General features: G+C 68.5%; 11 protein-coding genes and 1 pseudogene. 6 read left to right on the top strand and 6 right to left on the bottom strand.

Features of this window, described 5'->3' with window-relative positions; all coding sequences use genetic code 11:
• Positions 1-211 precede the first annotated feature (211 nt).
• A complete protein-coding gene (locus tag I73_RS19375) occupies positions 212-853 on the bottom strand; it encodes a LysE family translocator (protein WP_022982135.1) in 642 nt (213 codons plus the stop codon).
• Positions 854-967: 114 nt separating this feature from the next.
• Here I73_RS19375 and I73_RS19370 point away from each other — a divergent pair, with 114 nt between their 5' ends.
• The 3 genes from I73_RS19370 to I73_RS19360 all read left to right on the top strand — a co-directional run bounded on the left by I73_RS19370 (position 968) and on the right by I73_RS19360 (position 4,718).
• Positions 968-1,435, top strand: a complete 468-nt coding sequence (locus tag I73_RS19370; protein WP_022982134.1) for an Lrp/AsnC family transcriptional regulator — start codon at positions 968-970, stop codon at positions 1,433-1,435.
• Positions 1,436-1,542: 107 nt separating this feature from the next.
• Entirely contained in the window at positions 1,543-3,792 is a 2,250-nt protein-coding gene (locus I73_RS19365) for a M1 family metallopeptidase (protein ID WP_022982133.1), read from the top strand.
• Positions 3,793-3,794: 2 nt separating this feature from the next.
• Positions 3,795-4,718 (top strand): hypothetical protein, encoded by a 924-nt coding sequence (locus I73_RS19360; RefSeq protein ID WP_148289858.1) that lies wholly within the window; start codon positions 3,795-3,797, stop codon positions 4,716-4,718.
• Here I73_RS19360 and I73_RS19355 read toward each other — a convergent pair whose 3' ends face one another.
• From I73_RS19355 to I73_RS19340, 4 genes are read right to left on the bottom strand one after another with little or no spacing between them, the layout of a single operon-like run.
• A complete protein-coding gene (locus I73_RS19355; RefSeq protein ID WP_022982131.1) occupies positions 4,719-5,960 on the bottom strand; it encodes a citrate synthase in 1,242 nt (413 codons plus the stop codon).
• Between the two features lie 40 nt (positions 5,961-6,000).
• A complete protein-coding gene (locus I73_RS19350; protein ID WP_022982130.1) occupies positions 6,001-6,405 on the bottom strand; it encodes a VOC family protein in 405 nt (134 codons plus the stop codon).
• A gap of 24 nt (positions 6,406-6,429) precedes the next feature.
• On the bottom strand, positions 6,430-7,770 hold the full coding sequence (locus tag I73_RS19345) for an MFS transporter (RefSeq protein WP_022982129.1): 1,341 nt from the start codon (positions 7,768-7,770) through the stop codon (positions 6,430-6,432).
• Between the two features lie 60 nt (positions 7,771-7,830).
• A complete protein-coding gene (locus I73_RS19340) occupies positions 7,831-8,589 on the bottom strand; it encodes an SDR family oxidoreductase (protein WP_022982128.1) in 759 nt (252 codons plus the stop codon).
• Between the two features lie 298 nt (positions 8,590-8,887).
• On the opposite strand from I73_RS19340, the gene I73_RS19335 reads away from it, so the two are divergent.
• Positions 8,888-9,856: a D-glycerate dehydrogenase gene (locus I73_RS19335; protein ID WP_022982127.1), complete on the top strand. Its 969-nt coding sequence runs from the start codon at positions 8,888-8,890 to the stop codon at positions 9,854-9,856.
• Between the two features lie 55 nt (positions 9,857-9,911).
• Here I73_RS19335 and I73_RS29195 read toward each other — a convergent pair whose 3' ends face one another.
• Positions 9,912-11,453 (bottom strand): methyl-accepting chemotaxis protein, encoded by a 1,542-nt coding sequence (locus I73_RS29195; protein WP_022982126.1) that lies wholly within the window; start codon positions 11,451-11,453, stop codon positions 9,912-9,914.
• A 459-nt stretch (positions 11,454-11,912) separates the two neighbouring features.
• Between I73_RS29195 and I73_RS29190 the strand changes: the two genes are divergently transcribed.
• Both I73_RS29190 and I73_RS34475 read left to right on the top strand, forming a co-directional pair.
• On the top strand, positions 11,913-14,462 hold the full coding sequence (locus tag I73_RS29190; RefSeq protein ID WP_022982125.1) for a 2-oxoglutarate dehydrogenase E1 component: 2,550 nt from the start codon (positions 11,913-11,915) through the stop codon (positions 14,460-14,462).
• A gap of 234 nt (positions 14,463-14,696) precedes the next feature.
• Positions 14,697-15,143, top strand: a pseudogene (locus I73_RS34475) (LysR family transcriptional regulator); the annotation flags it as partial.
• Positions 15,144-15,404 lie beyond the last annotated feature (261 nt).

Genomic DNA, 15,404 nt, shown 5'->3' with positions numbered 1-15,404 from the left:
CGCAGGCCCGCAGGCAGCGCGGGTGGAGGCGGTCGAGGCGGTGAAGGCGGTGTTCATGGTGTGGCTCCTGGGGTTGGCGGCGGTGCCGTCGTGTTGCGTTGGAATGGACTGTAGGGAGCCTCCTCCCGCGCCGCCATGCGCTTGCGACGAAGCGCGCCAGGGCGTGGATGAACGGTGGTCGGCGCCGATGAATGGGGCCGCCCCCAGGCCTTCAGCCCAGGGCAACCCCGCTGGCGGCGGCCTGCGCCAGGGCCCACAGGGCGATGGCCCCCAGCAGGGCGCCGGAGACGCGGTTGATCCGCCGACGCCAGACGGCGTCCAGCCGGTGCCGCAGCCGGCCCACGGTCCAGGTCAGCAGCCACCACCACAGGGCCGAGCCCAGGCCCACGCCGGTCACCATCCACAGCGGTGACAGGGGACGCGCCGAGCCGCCGGCCAGGGCGCTGAACACGGCCAGGAAGGAAAAGATGGTGGCGGGGTTGGACAGGGTCAGCAGAAAGGTGCCGCCGAAGTTGCGCAGCAGGTCGCCGCCGGAGGCCAGTTCGGCGGCGCGCTCGGCCACCGGCTGGCGCCAGATGCGCCAGGCCATCCAGCCCAGCACCAGCCCGCCCAGCAGGGCCAGCGGGCCGCGCAGGCTGACCAGGGTGCCGATCACCCACTGCACGCCGAAGGCGCCCAGGGCACCGTAGCAGGCATCGGCCGCGGCGGCGCCCAGCCCGGTGGCCAACCCCGCGCGCCGGCCCTGGGCCAGGGTGCGCTGGATGGTCAGCAGCCCGATCGGCCCCACGGGGGCGGCGATCGACAGGCCCACGAGCATGGCCTGGGCAAACAGCAGCAGCGAAGCGGTGTCCATGCCGGGATGGTAGGGGGCCGTTGTCGGCCGCTCCAGTGGCAAGATGAGGTCAAACCTCCGAATGACTTGCGATTTTTCAGGTGAACCATGGTCAACGCCGAATCAGCTCCGTGTGTGCAACTGGATGACAAGGCCTGGGCCCTGCTGCAGGCTCTGCAGGCCGATGGGCGGGCGCCGCTGAAGGTGCTGGCCCAGGCCGCCGGCCTGTCGCTGCCGGCCACGGCCGAACGCCTGAAACGTCTGCAGGAAGCTGGGGTGATCCGTGGCGTGCACGCGGTGCTGGAACCGGCGGCCCTGGGCTACGGCGTGCAGGCCATCGTGGGCATCCATGTGCCGCAGCCGGGCAAGCGCGCCTTGCTGGACACCTTGCGGGCGCTGCCGGAGGTGCTGGAATGCCACCATGTCAGCGGGGCGGACTCCTACCTGATGACCGTGGTGGCGCGCAGTTTGCAGGACCTGGAGCGCCTGCTGGCCCGGATCAACGGCTTCGGAGAGACGCGCACCTCCATCGTGTTTTCCACCCCCATCCCCCGACGCGGCCTGCAGGCCCCGCGCGCCTGGGGCGAGGACGAGAGTGCCTGACCCCGGCCGCGCCGGGCTGGGCTGTCCCTCCGAATAGGGGGTTGTGCCGGACCGGGCAGGGGCGTCGCCCCCTATCATCCACAGGTTGTTGTAAACCGTGACCGCAGATGCTGGGCAAGACCAAAGCACTTGTGGGGCTGGGCGCCGTGCTGGCGCTGGCCCTGGGCGCAGGACTCTGGTGGTCCTCTTCCCACGGCGACGACGGGCAGGCCACCAGCCATGCCTCGGCCGCGCCGACGATCCCCCCGAACGGGGCCCTGCCGCCGTCGCCCGACGGCATTGCCCTGGCCCTGCCCCATGCGGCGGCGGTGCGTGAGCCCAGCGCCCCGGGTGCCTGGGGCGGCCCGCGTCAGGGCAGCGAGCCCACCCTGTCCGACCGGGTGGTGAGCTACCGGATCGAGGCCCGGCTCGACCCCGACAAGCACACGGTCGACGGCCGCCAGCAGCTGACCTGGCGCAACCGCTCGGATCGGCCCGTGCAGTCGGTCTATCTGCACCTGTACCTGAATGCCTTCGAGGGTGAGGGCAGCACCTTCATGACCGAGCGCCGGCTGGGCTTTGCCTTCCGCAGCGCGGTGGACGTGGAGGACGACGATTGGGGTTACACCGAGCTGCGCAAGGTGCAGCAGGGCGGCCGGGCCGTGCCCTGGCGCTTCGTGCAGCCCGACGGCGGCCCGGCCACCGACCACACCGTCGTGCGGCTGGACCTGCCCCAGGCGGTGGGCCCGGGGGCCAGCACCACGCTGGACATCGACTTCTTCGACCAACTGCCGCGCGTGCTGGCCCGCACCGGCTACTTCGGCAGCTTCCACCTGGTGGGCCAGTGGTTCCCGAAGATGGCCGTGCTGGAGCTGCCCGGCGAGCGCGGTGCGAAGGAGGTGCGCTGGAACGCCCACGAATTCCACCTGCACAGCGAGTTCTACGCCGATTACGGCCTGTACGACGTGAAGATCAACGTGCCGCAGGACGTGACCGTGGGTGCCGTGGGCGAGCTGCAGGGCGAGCCGGTGGTGCAGGGTGGGCGCAAGACCTACCACTTCGTGCAGGGCGATGTGCACGACTTCGCCTGGACGGCCGACCGCCGCTATGCCAAGCCGCTGACTGCGCAATGGACCGGCCCAGGCAGCCCGCCGGTGACGGTGACCGTGCTCTACCCGCCCGAATACCAGGCCAATGCCCAGCCCGTGCTGCAGGCCACGCTGGACGCGCTGACCTACTTCTCGCAGACGCTGGGGCCCTATCCCTACCGCACCGTGACGGCGGTGATCCCGCCCTTCAATGCCGAGGAGGCCGGGGGCATGGAGTACCCCACCTTCTTCACCGCCAGCAGCTACGCCCATGCGGAGCCGGGCACCTGGAACGCCTATGACCTGGACTTCGTGACCATCCACGAGTTCGGCCATGGCTACTTCTACGGCCTGCTGGGCTCCAACGAGTTCGAGGAGCCCATGCTGGACGAAGGGCTCAACGAGTACTGGGATCTGCGCATGATCCGCGACCGCGGCCAGAAGATCCCCCTCACCACCCAGCGCCTGCGCGCCCTGGGCTGGGCCCCGGAGATTGCCGCCTTCGACATGGAGCGCATGTTCAGCGTGATGGGGCGCGCCACCGACGCCATCGGCGCCAATTCCTGGGACCGCTACAGCAGCGAAGGCTATGGCAGCGTCTATGGCCGCACCGCCACGGTGATGCGCGACCTGGAAACCACGCTGGGCAAGCCCGTGATCGAGAAGGCGTTCAAGGTCTACTACGAGCGCTGGAAATACCGCCACCCGGCCATCGGCGACCTGCAGGCCGTGCTGTCCGAGGTGTCGGGCCGGCCCGACGTGGTCAACCGCCTGTTCGAGCAGCAGGTCTATGCGGTGCGCAAGCTCGACGACAAGGTCGAATCGCTCACCAGCGAGGAAGTGCTGCCCGACGCCGGCTGGCGCCAGGTGAACGGCCGCTGGACCCTGCGCCGCAGCGAGGACGTGGAGCGCGAAGTGCAGGCGCAGCGCGCCGCCTGGGCCAAAGCCCATCCCAAGGCCCAGGCTGGTGAAGGGCCCTTCCCCTGGAAGACCACGGTGATGCTGCGCCGGGACGGCGTGGCCGTGCCGCAGACGGTGAAGGTGCGCTTTGCCGATGGCAGCACCGAGAAGTTCACCTGGGATGGCGATCAGCCCTGGCAGCGGGTCAGCTGGATCCGACCCAGCCAGGCCGTGTCGGTGGAGATCGACCCGGAAGGCCGCAACCGCCTGGACAGCAAGCTGCTCGACAACAGCTGGCGCCTGGAGGCCGACGGCCGCGCCGCCCGCCGCTGGGCCCACGAGATCACGGGTCTGGCCCAAACCCTCTTTGCCTTGGTGAGCACACTGTGACCGTGTCCTTGACGTTCCATATCGCGGGTGAGCTGCCCGCCGTGCCCCGCATGGGCTGGTTCGCCCAGATGGGCCGTGCGCTGCGCCGGATGGCCCAGTGGCGCCTGCTGCTGGCCTGGTGGGCGGTGCTGACCCTGCCCGCGATCGTGGTGGGGCTGCCGGTCTGGCAGGCCCTGTCCCGCCAGCTGGACCATTCGCTGCTGGCGCCGACCCTGGCGCGCAGCCTCGATCCCGCGCTGCTGGCCGAGGCCCTGGGTCAGGTCTTCATGGCGCCCAGCGTGGTGCCCGTGCCGGTGCTGGGGGCCATGGGCCTGGTCTGGACGCTGCTGTTCACCCCCTGGCTGACCGCCATGGCCGGTGTGGCGGCCCGCCAGCCTCAGGTTCTGCGCTGGCATGATCTCTTGCGCGCCGGCCTGGCCGACTACGGCCGCATGGGCCGTGCGCTGGTCTGGGGCGGGGTGCTGCTGATCCTGGCCATGGCGGTGGGCAACGGGCTCACCCACCTGGCCGAGCGCCGCAGCGAGCACATGGTGCTGCAGTCGGACGCCCTGTTCTGGGAGCGGCTGGGCCAGGGCCTGACTTGGTTTCTGGCCTTGCTGGCCCTGGCCAGCGCCGAGGCCGGGCGGGCCGTGCTGGTGCTGGAGCCGCGCCGCCGCTCGGCGGTGCTGGCCTGGTGGCGAGGCCTGCGCATGCTGCTGGCCGACCGAGGCCGGGCGCTGGGCCTTTTTCTGGGGCTGAGCCTGTTGGCGGCCCTGGGCCTGGCCCTGTGCACCGGCCTGCGCTGGTGTCTGGACAGCCTGCCCAGTGGTGGCCTGGCTTTGGCCTGGCTGTTGGGTCAGCTGGGCCTGCTGCTGCTGGTGTGGGGGCGCTGCGCGCGTCTGTGCGCGGTGGTGGACGCCGGGCGGATGGCGGGCCGGGCGGCCTGATCAGGTCGTCGGGGCCTTGAAGATGCGGTTCTTGTCCAGCGTCAGCGGGTCGGGTGTGGATGTGGCCTCGGCGGGAGGCGGCGGATCCAGGTCCAGCGCAGGGCCGGTGTAGCGGCCCCGGGGCCGGATCACCATGCCCACCTGCAGCTGTTCGATGCAATGGGCCAGCAGCCCCACGCAGCGCCCGGTGGCGAACAGGGCGAAGGCGGCATCGGCCGGCAGCGTGTGCTGGGCCACCAGGGCGGCCAGGGCCACGTCGATGGTGGGCCGCAGCCCCGTCAGGCGCACGATGCGTTCAATGAAGCGGGCGATCTCCCGGGGGGGATCCAACCGGGCCATCAGCGCGGCCGCCCGCGGGTCGCCATCGGGGTAGAGGTGGTGGCCGAAGCCGGGGATGGGGATGGCCGCGCGCAGGTGGTGGGCAGCCACCCGCTCGGCCCCCAGGCGCACCACGTCATCGAACAGGGCGGCCACCCGCATCGAGGCGTCGCCATGCAGCGGGCCGGAGAAGGTGGACAGGCCCGTGAGCAGACAGGCCGGCAGTGAGGCGCCGGTCGAGGCCGTGATGCGGGCCGAGAACGCCGAGCTGGTGATCTCGTGGTCGGCCAGCAGCACCAGAGCCTGCCGCAGCAGATCGGCCACCGCTGCGCTCTGAGACCAGCCCGCGGCCAGGCGCAGGTGCAGGGGCGCGCCCGTGGGACCAGGCTCCGCGCCAAAGGCCTGGGCCAGCAGGTCCACCAGCGAACCGGCTTCCGCGTGCAGCGCGGCGTCGGTGCGTCCGGCGGTCGAGTGCCCGTGGGCCGCCAGGCGGGCCAGGGTGGCAAAGGCCCGGCCACGGTCGCAGCCTGCGCCCTCGGCCGGACGGTCCTGCGTGCCGAAGACCACCGGCCCGCCGGTGGCGTTCCACAGCAGGGCCGCCACCTCCTCCAGCGTGGCCGTGGCGGACAGTTGCACGGCCTGCCATCCCCGGTAGAAGAGCTGGCCCCGCGCGAAGGTGGTGATTCCTGTGTAGATGCAGGGCTCCGCACCGAAGATGGTGCCCACCGCCAGCGTTTCGCGCTTGCGGCCCACCTGCTTGCGTTTGGACAGGCCGGCGACATCCTCGGCCCGGTACAGGCTCTTGCGGGGGTCGTGCGGATCGGGCACGACGGCGATGCGCCCCCGGCTGACATAGGCGTAGACCGTTTGCGCACGCACGCCAAGCTGCCGTGTCGCTTCGTTCAGGGTGATCCAGTGGGCCATCGGTTCGGGAGATGCGCGTCGGCGGGCGGCCGCTGTGTCCTCATTGGAAGGCCATTTCGGCGGGGCGGCGCTCGAGGATTTCAACCAGGATGTTGCCAGGGGAGCGCACGAAGCAGGCTCTCACCCCGGCCCGAACCTGGAAGATGGGTTCGACGATGTCGGCCTCGCACCGGGTCAGATGGGCGAAGGCCGCGTCCAGATCGTTGACGGTCACGCCGAAATGGTCAATGCCGGGAACCCGGATGCCCGTCGGCGCGCTGGTGGTCGACACGGGGGGCACCGGGGTGATGAACAGGTTGATCGGGCCGATGCGCAGGTCGACCCGTCCCGGGCGGCGGACGATCTCCGCGCCCAGGCAGCGCGCGAACCAGGCGGCGGTGGTTTCCGGATCATCGGAGCACAGCTGCAGATGGTCCCAGTGGCAGGTGGTGGCAGGCGTGTTCATGTGGAATGCGGGGTCTGTGAGGGATCAGAGTTCGATGCGGTGCAGCTTGCCCAGCAGCACCGAGTAGGACAGGGCGCCCAGCAGGCACATGCCGCCCATGATGTTCAGGGCCCAGTAGAACTGGCCGGTGGCGTGCAGCACGTAGCCGATCATGATGGGCGTGGTGACGCCGGCGATGTTGGCTGCCAGGCTGGTGATGCTGCTGGTCAGGCCGATGAACTGGCGGGGAGCGATCTCCGACACCGCCGCCCAGGAGGACGAGCCCACGCCCTGGGCGAAGAAGGCCACGGTCAGGATGGCGATCACCGCCTCGTTGGACTCGACGAAGTTGACCAGCAGGATGCTCGCGCCCAGCAGCGTGCCGATGATCAACGGGGCCTTGCGGGCGGTGGACATGGAGGCGCCGCGCCGGATGAAGAAGTCGGAGAAGAAGCCGGCGCACAGGATGCCCACCGTGGCGCCCAGGAAGGGCAGGGCTTGGAACAGGCCGACCTTGAGCATCGACATGTGACGCTCTTCGACCAGGTAGGTCATGAACCAGGTGGTGAAGAAGACCAGGATGGTGTTGTTGCAGAACTTGCCCAGGCAGATGGCCAGGATCTGGCGGTAGCCCAGCAGCTTCATCGCCTGGCGCCAGTCGAACTTCTCGCGGGGCTTGGCCGCGGCTGGCGCCGTGCTGTCCTCGTTGATGTAGGCCAGCTCGGCTGCGTTCACCGACCGGTGTTTGGCGGGGTCGCGGTACACCGTCCACCACAGCAGGCCGAAGGCAATGCCGAAGCAGCCCGTGGTGAGGAACACCGAGCGCCAGCCGTGGTTGCTGGCGATCCACAGCAGCAGCCCGGTGAACAGGGGCGTGCCGATGTACTGCCCCATCACGTACACGCTGGTGGCGAAGCCGCGTTCCCGGGTGGGAAACCACAAGGTCACGGCCCGGGCATTGGAGGGGAAGCCGGGCGCCTCCAGGGCGCCGATGGCCAGCCGGGAGCCGAACAGCATCTGGTAGCCGTTGGCGAAGCCCTGCATCAGGGTGGCCAGGGACCATCCGATCAAGGAGAAGGCATAGGCCAGGCGTGAGCCCAGCACGTCGGCCAGCACGCCGCCCGGCAGGAGGGCGAAGGCATAGGCCAGGCCGAAGGCGGCGAACAGCTCGCCCATCTGGATCTTGCTCAGCCCCAGATCCTTGGACAGCAGGGGGGCGACGATGCCCAAGCTGGAGCGGTCGACGTAGTTCAGGATGGTGGCCAGCAGCAGCAGGACCAGGATGAGATAGCGGATCCGGGTCGGCTTGGCACGGCTCGCCGCGGGCGCTGTCGCCGAGGCAGCGTGGGTTCCCCGCGGGAACGGCTTGGCATGAAGAGTGGTCATGGATGTCTCCTCGCGCTCATCCATCTGGGTGGTGAGCTGTCTGGGGTGGAGTGTGGAGGCTCAGCCGCGGCCCACGAAGGGCATGTCCGAGGCCATCAGGGTCATGGTCAGCACATTGGCCTCCAGGGGCAGGCTGGCCATGTGCACCACGGCTTGCGCCACATGGGCCACGTCGAGCCGGCTTTCGGGCGCGGTGCGGCCGTCGGCCTGCAGCACGCCCTGGGTCATGCGCTCCGTCAGCGAGGTGGCCGCGTTGCCGATGTCGAGCTGGCTGCAGGTGATCCGGTAGGGGCGGCCGTCCAGTGCGATGCACTTGGTGATGCCGGTGACCGCGTGCTTGGTCGCCGTGTAGGCGATGGTGTGCGGTCGCGGCGAATGGGCGGAGATCGAACCGTTGTTGATGATGCGGCCCCCTTGGGGCTGCTGGGCTTTCATCAGTCGGTAGGCGGCGCGGGCGCAGAGGAAGACGCCGGTGAGGTTGGTGGCCACCACGCTGTCCCACAGGGCGGTGTCGTAGTCTTCCAGCGGCACGGCGCCGGCGTTGCGACCGGCGTTGTTGAACAGCACGTCCAGGCGGCCGAAGGCTTCGGCGATGCCGGCGAAAGCCTGGTCCACCGAGGCGGCATCTCCCACATCGGCGGGGAAGACCCGGGCCTGCCCGCCGCCGCTGGCGATGGTGTCCAGGGTCTCCTGCAGGGGCTGCTCCCGGCGGCCGATCAGTGCGAGGGTGAAGCCGGCCTCGGCCAGGGCCACGGCGGCGGCGCGGCCGATGCCGGAGCCTGCGCCGGTGACGGCCGCGATGCGTTGGTGTGCGGACATGTCCTTCCTTTCGACGTTTGAATGCGGCCGAAGGATTCCACCCGGCGGGAAGGCGCATCAAGCTTGATTCGGTGAATCAATGTCCGGGAGGACCGGTGCTCAGAGGAGCGGCTCAGGGTTTTCCTGATTGGCGACGGAGCTGCCTCAGAAAGGCCTGTGTGCGCTCAGTCGGCTCCGGGCGGGCATCCGGGCGGGCAAGGTGCGCGATCGGACCGGCTTGTTGATTTGAAGAATCAACATTGACGCATGGTGGCGGGGCTTCCTAACCTTGCGGCCATTCCAGACCCAGGAGAACGACATGTCGGAGACGAATTCCCCCCGCCTGCTGGTGGCCCGCCGGGTGCCCGAGGCCGTGGCGCAGCGGGCCACGGACGAGTTCAATGCCTTTGTCACGGAGTCCGACATGGACTGCGAGGCGGTGGTGGACTTCTGCCGCAAGTACGCGGTGCCGGCGGTGCTGATCGGCAAGAAGTCCGGCCTGCAGGCCGAACACATCGCTGCCTTGCCTGACAGCGTGAAGGTGATCGCCAACGCCAGCGCCGGCTTCGACCACATGGACGTGGCGGCGGCCCGGGCCCGGGGCATCCAGGTCACCCATGCGCCCGACGCGCTGACCGACTGCACCGCCGATTTCTCGCTGCTGCTGATCCTGGCGGCCAGCCGGCGCGCGTCGGAGTACGAACGCATCATGCGCAGCGGCTGGGGCAAGTCCTTCGGCATGACCGAGATGCTGGGGCGCCGCGTGCACGGCAAGACGCTGGGCATCGTCGGCTTCGGCCGCATCGGGCGCGCGGTGGCCCGGCGGGCCCAGGGCTTTGGCATGAAGGTCGCCTACACCGACCACAAGCGCGCACCGGCCGAGGTGGAACAGGGCGCCGTCTTCTGTGGCTCGCTCGATGAGCTGCTGCCCATGAGCGACATCCTGACCCTGCATGTGCCTGGCGGCGGGTCGCCCCTGATGACCCGCCGCGAGTTTGGCCTGCTGCCGCGCGGTGCGGTGTTCGTGAATGCGGCGCGCGGCGCGCTGGTGGACGAGGATGCCCTGTACGAGGCGCTGACTTCCGGCCAGCTCTTTGCCGCGGGTCTGGATGTCTACCGCAGCGAGCCGAACTTCGACACCCGGTTTGCTGCGCTGGACAACGTCTTTCTGAGCCCGCACATGGCCAGTGCCACCGTCGAGACCCGGGATCAGATGGGCTTCACGGCCCTGGACAACGTCGCGGCCGTGCTGGCCGGGCAGGCGGCCCTCAACCCGGTGCTGGGCTGAGCCTCAAAGAAAAGCCGCCCGGCGGGCGGCTTCTTGGGGGGAAGAGGCAGGCTGCTCAGAGCGAGAAGGCCTGCACGAGCTGGTTGAGCTGCCGGGCCTGGTCTTCCAGGGAGCGTGCGGCTGCGGTGCTCTGCTCCACCATCGCGGCGTTCTTCTGGGTCGAGTCGTCCATCTCGGTGATGGCGATGTTGACCTGTTCCACGCCGGTGCTTTGTTCACGTGCCGAGCCGCTGATCTCGGTGACCAGCGTGGTGACCTGCTGGATGCCGGAGACGACCTGCTGCATGGTTTCCCCGGCACCGGCCACCATGCGGGTGCCTTCCTCCACCTGGGTGGCGGAGGCGTCGATCAAGGACTTGATCTCCTTGGCGGCCTGGGCACTGCGCTGGGCCAGGCTGCGGACCTCGCCTGCCACGACGGCAAAGCCACGCCCCTGTTCCCCGGCCCGAGCGGCTTCCACGGCGGCGTTGAGCGCCAGGATGTTGGTCTGGAACGCGATGCCATCGATGACGCTGATGATCTCCACCACGCGCCTGGAGGAATCGGCGATGTTGCCCATGGTGCTGACGACCTCGCCCATGACCTCGCCACCCCGGGTGGCGACGGCCGATGCAGAGACTGCCGAATGCTTGGCCTGTCCTGCGCTGTCGGCACTCAGTCGGATGGCCGAGGTCAGCTCCTCCATGGCCGCGGCGGTTTCCTCCAGCGCGCTGGCCTGCTGTTCGGTGCGGGTCGACAGGTCCAGATTGCCTTGCGCCACTTCGCGCGCCGCCACGGTGATGGACTCCGCGCTTTGACGCACCTGCGTCACGATCTGGTGCAGACCAACCACCATGCGCTGCAGGGCGTGGGTCAGTCGCCCCACCTCATCCTGTCCCTCGGCCTTCAGCTGCACCGTCAGGTTGCCGGAGGCCACCTGCTCCGCCAGCATGATGGCCTGGTGGACGGGGCGCGTGATGGAGCGGGTGATATAGAGCGCCACGACAACGGCCAACCCCACCAGCAGGGGCGCGCTCAGCAGCATCACGTTTTGGAAGGTGGTCACCTGCCTTTGTGCATCGTCGGCGCTGTCTTGCATCTTCCGGGCCTGCAGCGCCACCATTTTGTCGATCAAGGCGTAGTACTTCGCCTGCGGGGTCGGTAGTTCCTCCGCATAGGCGGTCATGGCTTCCTGGTGGGCACCCTGCTTTTGCAGATCAAACACCTTGCGCACCACCGCGCCATAAGCCTTGCGGGCCTCCACCTGCTCGGCATAGAGGGCCTTCTCGTCGTCGGAATGAAGGGACGCCTCCAGTTTGCTGAAGTTGTCTCCATTGAGCTTCTTCAACTCGGCATATTCGTCAAGCAGTTTTTTGATCTTCTCCGGATCGTTGCTGAGTAGGATTTTTCCGAGTGTGAGCGCACCACGGTCGCCGACGGTCTTGACGTCGTTGCTCAAAGAGATTTGGGCATATCGCTCGCTGAGCAGGCCGTTCATGCTCTCGGACGTGCTTCTCAGCAGCGAGGTGGCACTGAACATGGCGACGAGCATCAAGGCGATGATGAGGGCGAAGGCCAGTCCCAGCCGCGTTCCGATCTTCAGGTTGACAAAACTCACTTCTGCTCCCAATCCATGTTTGGCGTCTGACGAATCAATAGGGACTTTCGTCCAGATGTTTCAGCGAGTATCGGCCGACCGGGGGGGCGCTTAAGCCCAAAAGTGAAAGAATTACGGTCCTACATTCGGGAATGGCGCCTCCAGCGACGGCGCTTCAGCAAAGAGCAGGCCACTGTGCCCTGTCAGAGTTGACAGGGCGATCGTTGGCCGTCTTGATGAATCCTTGACACACCCATCCAGGGAATTATTTGCAAAATCGACACGGACACGCCGAGTTTTCCGGTAATGGGTTCGAGGACGAGGAGACAAACCATAGGCATAACGCGTAGGAAATGCCTTCAATCTGTTCAGGAAGTATTCATGTCGACCTCTTCATCCTCATTTTCAGAACCTCGTCCGCCGCAGGGTTGGCCGTCTTATGGTTCGCCGACCCAGGACGCCCAGGCCGATACCTTGCCCATGCTGGCGCCGGCCGAGGCCGTGCGCGACTTTGCCGACTGGCACCGCCAGCGTGGGCATGCCTGCGCCAGGGTGGACCCGCTGGGTCTGTCCGCGCGGGCCGACGACCGCATGCTGCGCCCTCAGCTGTTCGGGCTCTACCCCCATCAGGCGCTCTCGACCGACGACGCAGAGCGCCATGGCGTGACCCATGTGGCCGCGCTCGACGAGCGGCTCAAGGCCATCTACTGCGGTGACCTGACCCTGGATTGCAGCGCCGTGCGGGATGCGGGCCGCGCGGCCTGGTGTTTCGACACCTTCGAGCAGGACATGGCCGCCTCGCTGGAGACCGGCCCGGACCAGGGAGCGTTGCTGGACCGTCTGGTGGCGGCGCAGGCCTGGGAGGAGCTCGTGGGCGAGCGCCATCCCCATGGCAAGCGCTTTTCCCTGGAGGGCTGCGAGTCCCTGATCCCTCTGGTGCACCAGTTGCTGGCCGGTGCCGCACAGCAGGGTGTGGATCAGGTGGTGCTGGGTGCGCCGCACCGCGGGCGGGTGAATCTGCTGGTCAATGTGCTGGGGCTGCCTGCGCAAGAGGTGCTCGAGCACTTCGCCGGACAAGAGCCGGCCGGGTGGCCGCAGGACCTGGTGTATCACCTGGGCCGTCGCCATACCGTGGAGACGGCCCAGGGGGCGGTTGATGTGACCCTGGCCTTCAACCCCTCTCATCTGCAGAGTGTCTTTCCGGTGGTCAGCGGCATGGTGCATGCCGCCCGCGCCGCGCAAGGGCCCGGCACGCAGGGGGATGCAGGGGCCATGCTGCTGGCCCTGCATGGCGACGCGGCCTTCGCGGGGCAGGGGGTGGTGATGGAGACCCTGCACCTGACCCGCCATCCGGGCTACCACATCGGGGGCACGGTGCACATCGTCATCAACAACCAGGTGGGGTTCACCGCGGCGCACGCCATGGACGGCGTGCAGCATCGCTACTGCACCGACGTCGCCCGCATGGTGGATGCGCCGGTGCTGCGGGTGAACGCCGAGGCGGCCGATCAACTCGGCCGTGCCGCGGCCTTTGCGCTGGCCTATCGGGCGCGCTTCCAGGCCGATGTGCTCATCGATCTGGTGGGCTACCGCCGGCATGGGCATTCCGAGCACGATGTCCAGGAGCTCACCCGTCCGCAGATGGCACACCGGACACTGGCGCGACCCGGCGTGGTGCAGGCCTGTGTGGAGCGGCTGGTGCGCGCTGGCGTCGCTTCGCGGGAAGCGTTGATGCAGCGCGTGGCCCGCGCCAGGGCTGCGGCGCTGGCGGGCTGGGGCGGCCCTGTGCCCCAGCACCCGGATGGGGGGGGCGCCCGGCAGGCGGCCCCAGCGCAGCTGCCGACCCGTGCCAACCCACCCACGCCGGGCCAGCTCCAGGCCTGGTTGCGGTCCATGGTGGCCCTGCCGGACGACTTTCGACCGCATGCCCAGGTGGAGGCGCTGCGCCAGCGCTGGCAACGCGCCGCCGCTGACGAGACCGCCCCGGTGGACTGGTGCCTGGCGGAGAACCTGGCCTATGCCTCTCTGCTGGCGGCGGGGGTGCCGGTGCGGATCTCGGGCATGGACGTGCAGCGCGGCACCTTTTTCCACCGGCATGCCGTCTGGCACGACCAGGCCAGTCTGCGCACGCATGTGCCGCTCTTGCAGCTTGGTGCTGGGGCGGCCGGCCTGACCGTGGTGAACTCGCCGCTCGCGGAGGAGGCGGTGCTGGGCTTCGAGTATGGCCGCAGCGTGCTGGACACGCGCACCCTGGCGCTGTGGGAGGCCCAGTTCGGCGATTTCGTCAACGAGGCCCAGGTCTATCTGGACCAGTACCTCAGTTCGGGCGAAGCGAAATGGGGGCAGACCGCGGCGCTGGGGGTCCTGCTGCCGCACGGCTACGAGGGCAATGGGCCCGAGCACTCCACCGGCTATCTCAGCCGCTTTCTGCTGCTGTGCGGGGACGACAACCTGCGTGTGGTCTGCCCTTCCACGGCGGTGCAATGGTTCCATCTGCTGCGGCAGCAGGCACTCGATCCCGTGCGCAAGCCGCTCATCGCGCTGACCCCCAAGGGCAGCCTGTATGCGGAGGCGGCATCCCACGGTGAGCTGCAGGCCCTGAGCCGGGGTGGCTTTGCGCCCCTGCTGGGCGATGACCGGGGCCAGCCGGCCGAGCAGGTCCACCGCGTCGTGCTGAGCAGCGGCAAGCTGCACTATGACCTGGCCCGCGGACGCGAGGAACTCCAGGCCCACGAGGTCGCCCTGTGGCGGCTGGAGCAGCTCTATCCCTTTCCCCGCCTCACCTTGACGGCCCTGCTGGCCGCACACCCCCAGGTCAAGGAGCTGGTGTGGGCGCAGGAGGAGCACCTCAACCAGGGGGCGTGGTCGGGCATCCGCGATGAGCTGACCCAGGCTTGCCGGGCGCGCGGCATCCGCGTGCGCTGCGTGTCCCGGGTGGCCAATGCCGCAGGGGCCACCGCCTCCGTGCACCTGCACCGCCGCGAGCAGCGCGAACTGGTGCTGGGCGCGCTCAGCAGCGCAGGCGTCTGAGCCACCCGCATGAAGAAGGCCGCCCTCGGGCGGCCTTTTGTGTTTGCGGGGGTACTGCGAAGCTGCCCCAGGAAACCTCGCAGAGCGAGCATTGGCTTGCTCTGGCGGGAAGCAGGTGACCTGGACAGTTGCTGCAGAATCTCGCCCGGCAGCCCCGACGCCGAGGCGACCTGGCGGCCCATCAGGTCGATGATGGCGAGGCGGGAGCCTGGCCGTTCACATCTGGAGTGTGGGATGAACTTGCGCTTTGTCGAGGGCTTTCATTGGGCCGTATCACTCAAGAGCGTGACACGTGCTGCAGAGCGCTTGCACATCACCCAGTCGGCACTGTCCTCACGCATTTCCGCACTGGAAGAGGAACTGGGCGTGGTTCTGGTCGACCGGCGTGACAAGCAGTTCCGCCTGACGATCGCCGGCCAGCGTTTCCATGCACTGGCCTTGCGTTTGCTGGAGGTGCACCGGCAGGTGAAGGAGGAAATGGGCAGCAACGCGGGTCGGCCGATGGCACTGCGCATCGGTGCCATTGAATCGGTGGTCCACAGCTGGCTCACCGGCTGGCTGCAACAGATGCGCAACACGCACCCCGATTTCGCACTGGAGCTCACGGTCGAAACCTCCCCGGTGCTGGTGGACCAGGTGCGCCGCGGCGTGGGGACCGTCGGCATCCGGCAGCACCAGCTCGGGTTCGGGCTTGGGGGCGGCCTTGGCATGCGCACTCTTGCTGGCCTTGGCCTTGGCAGGCTGGACGGCGTGAGCAGCCTGGGCGCCCAGCAGGCCCAGCGACAGTGCAACGGTCAGGAACGCACGGATCATGCGTATCACTCCTCGGGGAAACGGTTGGGTAGAAAACAGATGAGATTGTGCGCCTTAAAGCCTGATTTTTCGTGACCTTTGGTGTCATGCGCCCCATGGATCTGTGAAAAAGCGGGCCCGCACTCGGCC

The organism is Ideonella sp. B508-1, assembly GCF_000333615.1.
Taxonomy (GTDB): Bacteria; Pseudomonadota; Gammaproteobacteria; order Burkholderiales; family Burkholderiaceae_C; genus Ideonella.
This window is presented reverse-complemented; position numbering and strand designations above follow the sequence as displayed.

Excerpts from the sequence above, each read along its gene's own strand:
- I73_RS19375 (WP_022982135.1), bottom strand. The coding sequence starts at position 853 with ATGGACACCGCTTCGCTGCTGCTGTTTGCCCAGGCCATGCTCGTGGGC.
- I73_RS19365 (WP_022982133.1), top strand. The coding sequence starts at position 1,543 with ATGCTGGGCAAGACCAAAGCACTTGTGGGGCTGGGCGCCGTGCTGGCG.
- I73_RS19355 (WP_022982131.1), bottom strand. The coding sequence starts at position 5,960 with ATGGCCCACTGGATCACCCTGAACGAAGCGACACGGCAGCTTGGCGTG.
- I73_RS19350 (WP_022982130.1), bottom strand. The coding sequence starts at position 6,405 with ATGAACACGCCTGCCACCACCTGCCACTGGGACCATCTGCAGCTGTGC.
- I73_RS19345 (WP_022982129.1), bottom strand. The coding sequence starts at position 7,770 with ATGACCACTCTTCATGCCAAGCCGTTCCCGCGGGGAACCCACGCTGCC.
- I73_RS19340 (WP_022982128.1), bottom strand. The coding sequence starts at position 8,589 with ATGTCCGCACACCAACGCATCGCGGCCGTCACCGGCGCAGGCTCCGGC.
- I73_RS19335 (WP_022982127.1), top strand. The coding sequence starts at position 8,888 with ATGTCGGAGACGAATTCCCCCCGCCTGCTGGTGGCCCGCCGGGTGCCC.
- I73_RS29190 (WP_022982125.1), top strand. The coding sequence starts at position 11,913 with ATGCTGGCGCCGGCCGAGGCCGTGCGCGACTTTGCCGACTGGCACCGC.